At 63.2% G+C, this 3279-nt stretch carries 5 protein-coding genes; 1 reads left to right on the forward strand and 4 read right to left on the reverse strand.

Features of this window, described 5'->3' with window-relative positions; translation table 11 throughout:
• From GY769_24810 to GY769_24825, 4 genes are all read right to left on the reverse strand, one after another.
• Positions 1 to 718 (reverse strand): IS66 family transposase (locus tag GY769_24810; protein ID MCP4205144.1); only part of this gene is annotated, 718 nt, incomplete at its 3' end.
• The gene (locus tag GY769_24815; protein MCP4205145.1) at positions 715 to 1593 is read right to left on the reverse strand and encodes a DUF4338 domain-containing protein; all 879 of its coding nucleotides are present in this window, start codon (positions 1591 to 1593) and stop codon (positions 715 to 717) included. The genes GY769_24810 and GY769_24815, both read right to left, overlap by 4 nt.
• Positions 1594 to 1665: 72 nt before the next feature.
• Positions 1666 to 2013, reverse strand: a complete 348-nt coding sequence (gene tnpB, locus GY769_24820; protein ID MCP4205146.1) for an IS66 family insertion sequence element accessory protein TnpB — start codon at positions 2011 to 2013, stop codon at positions 1666 to 1668.
• The gene (locus tag GY769_24825; protein ID MCP4205147.1) at positions 2010 to 2411 is read right to left on the reverse strand and encodes a hypothetical protein; all 402 of its coding nucleotides are present in this window, start codon (positions 2409 to 2411) and stop codon (positions 2010 to 2012) included. The genes tnpB and GY769_24825 overlap by 4 nt, the downstream gene beginning before the upstream one ends.
• A 98-nt stretch (positions 2412 to 2509) precedes the next feature.
• On the opposite strand from GY769_24825, the gene GY769_24830 reads away from it, so the two are divergent.
• A partial coding sequence (locus tag GY769_24830; GenBank protein ID MCP4205148.1) for a hypothetical protein occupies positions 2510 to 3279 on the forward strand: 770 nt, incomplete at its 3' end.

Here is a 3279-nt window from a genome sequence, read left to right on the forward strand (position 1 = left end):
CAGCATCTCTGACGATGCCCCACTGGGTCGAGGCTGGAAGAGGAATCCCGAGATTTCCTTCCAGCCTTTCCAGTCGGTTGAAGGGCAGCCCGCTGCCGTACTTCAAGAGTCCAATCATGCTCGCCGAGGTCGCGTCGTACTTCTCCTCCCCGATACCCGCTGGCGCCTTGGCTCCGAACACTTCGCCGCAGAGATTACAGCGTAGTCTCGCAAGCTTGTAGACCGTCGCCTGAAGCGGCGCCTGGCCTCTGACGCGTACCAGCTTACGCGGAGTGCGCAGGCCATAGACCTTGCCCTGCTCGCACGCTGGGCAAGCGTCACCTGGCCTCAGCGACTCGTGGGGGACTTCGATCTTCTCGGCGCCCTCATAGGCGTCGGCGCCGTTACGACCGTGCCCCTTTGGCTTCTTTTTCTTCTTCTCCGGCTTCTCGCCGCTTCTCTCTTCGTCGGTGTCCTGCGGTGGCTCTGTGCCAGTCGCCCCTTTGAGCACCTCGCTGGTCTTCTCGGTCTTCTTCGTGTTGATGGAAAGGGCTTTGCGGAGGTGCGCGAGTCGCACGTTCTTCTTCTCCAGCTCGGCCATCATCCAGAGACAAGTCTCGATGGTGGCTTTGAGCTTCTCGTGATCCTTCGCATTCAGGGCAGATGCCTTGGTGAGGTCGACGATCGCTCTCAATTCGGCGGCATCCAACTCGATGAGCTCTGGCTTGCGCTTTTTCATGGTGCCGCCAGCAGTTCGCGAAAATCTTTCCGCAGCGGGTAGCCCAACACTTCCTTCTTCGGTTGGGTCACCTTGTTCGTCGGCGCGTTATGGCCGATGCCTGTGGTCTGACCCAAGGCGGTCCAGTTGGCCGCGAGGTAGCAGGTGCCACGGAAACGCCTCGGATCCACGAAGGTCTCGAGGTAGTAGATCGGGTGGCTATAAACCCGCTCCCAGTCCGCCGAAAGCACCCGCGCCATGCGACCCAGAAGGTGCGACGCCAGATGTGGCACTTCCACCCAGGGAAGGATCAGGAAACGGGTGTTGTAGGCCAGATAGCGAATGTTGCGGCGCCGTGCCTCTGCCGGCCAACCGATGAAACGATCACGGGGACCTAGATGACGCGGCGCGGAACCCCACGCCATGCAAGCCACCGGCCGATTCGACGTCACGATCAGGTACTTCAGGTGCTCACCTACCGGACGGGTGTAGCCAAGGTAGTGATACTCCTCGATCAGGCCATCGTAGAACGCCTCTTCCCTCGTGCGCCGGACCTGGAGGATCTCCAGCGGTCGAATCTCCTTCAGACGACTCGTGCACAGCGGCGTACGATCGATCAAGACTCTCTGAGGCTTGCGCCGAGCGACCACATTGTTGCGTGGAACGAAACGCACGGGGGGCAGCTCGATGAGCTCGGCGCGATGCAACTTGAGCATCAGGCCGCGACAGACCATGTCACGCAACTCGCCGTTGGCCTGTCTCCAGTCCCAAGCCTCGCACAGCAGCTTCGACAGCGCTCGCCGGCTCGCGCCAGGGTTCTTGGCGATGAGTGCCGCGATGAACGTGATGTCATCGTCCGTGACCTCGCGACCTCGGTACCTCAGCTTCACTTCCATGGTGAAGACAGCATACCGAACGAAAATGTGGAACGCAACTCCCTGGGGGTAGAATTTTCCCCTTCAAAGGCATCAATGTAGGCGGCGCCACGGCGGCGCAGCCGCCGCCGCTGAGAAATCGCCAGCCGAAAGCAACACCTGCAGCTCGTGGGCTTCCAGCGCCCGCAGCTTCTGCCCTGACGGCCAGAAGCGGAACCGCCCCGTGGACAGGCGCTTGTAGCAGAGCCAGAAACCCTGACCGTCATAGACCAGGATCTTCACCGCCGTGGCCTTGCGGTTGCGGAACACGAACAGGCAGCCGGAGAACGGATCGTGAGCCAGCTCATCGCGAGCCAGCCTGGCCAAACCATCGATGCCCTTGCGGAAATCCGCGGGCTCGATCGCGACCAGCACACGCATCTGCGGCGCCACCTGAATCATCGCGCCACGCTCCACAAGGCCTGAGCCAGCGCCTCGCAGTGCGCAGCGGCCGAACCTCTCAACTCGACCCGCAGACGAGCCCCATCAGCGTCAACCATTTCGAGCACGCAGTCCGCAGCAGAGGCGAACAGCGGAATCTCCAAGAACTCTCGTCCGGCAGCTGGCTCCGACTCCGCGACCTCCACGGTCGGCTCCAGGCGCTTCTTCAGCCCGTAGTAGTCCAGGCCCAGAGCCTGGGCCGTCTTCGAGACGCCAAGCTCTCCAGCGGCTTCGGCCGCCGCTTGCCACAACGCCTCAGGGATACGGGTGCCTCGTTTCCGACTCTGGCGCCAGCGCTCGAACTGACTCTGAACGTCACTCAGGATGTCGCGGGACGGGCGGCGGGATCCTTGCTTCATCGGCTGTCCTCCGTCGGTAGGCGGTTAGACAACCAACGCTACCGGCAGCCTCACCAGCCGTCACGCACGCTTGCCGCAAGGACACGGTCTTCATCACCTTGGTTCCGCCGCTCGCCGCGGAAACCGGAGCGGCACGGGGCCTGCGACTCGACGGCGCGGGGTTCGAAGACGTCGTCGACCCGGCGGTAGCGTTCTTCGAGTCGGCTGAGCTCCGCAACCTGCTGGCGCAGCCGGGCAAGAGCCTGCCGGACATTCTCGACACCGTCCATACCCTCGAGCACTGGGTGCCCATCGGAGACGGGCAGACTCTCTACGTGACCGAGCACTTCACCCTGAGGTCGTGGTTCCGCTTTCCGCGCCGGGCCGCGCTGATGCTCACCGGACCCGAGTTCAAGGGCACCTTCTGGAGCGTCCCGTTCGAGGGTTACAACGGTACCGAGATGGTGGCGCGGCGGGGCTTCTTCGCCTTCACGCCCGACTACGTCGGCACCGGCAATAGCTACAAGCCGGCCGACGGCAGCAACATCGACTTCCGGACCCAGATCGAGCCCATGAAGATCCTGCTGCGCTACATCCGGTTCTTTCGCTGGGTGCCTCGGATCGACCTCCTGGGCGAAGGCTACGGCGGCGAGGTCTCCACCCAGCTGGCGGCCGATAGACGTCGGGTGAGAAGCTGCGTGCTGTCCACAATGCTCTACAAGGACCTGCTCGCCCAGAGCCTCGTCTCACCGGAGTGGGCCGCCTTCCTGGCCAGCTTCCCCGACGGCTACTTCGTGCCGCCCTTCTACGACATCACCTTCGGCCTGGCAGCCCCGGAGATCCAGTCCTGGCTGTTCGCCACCCAGCCCGATGACTACCCCACCGGGCC

This window comes from bacterium (assembly GCA_024224155.1).
GTDB lineage: Bacteria > Acidobacteriota > Thermoanaerobaculia > Multivoradales > JAHEKO01 > CALZIK01.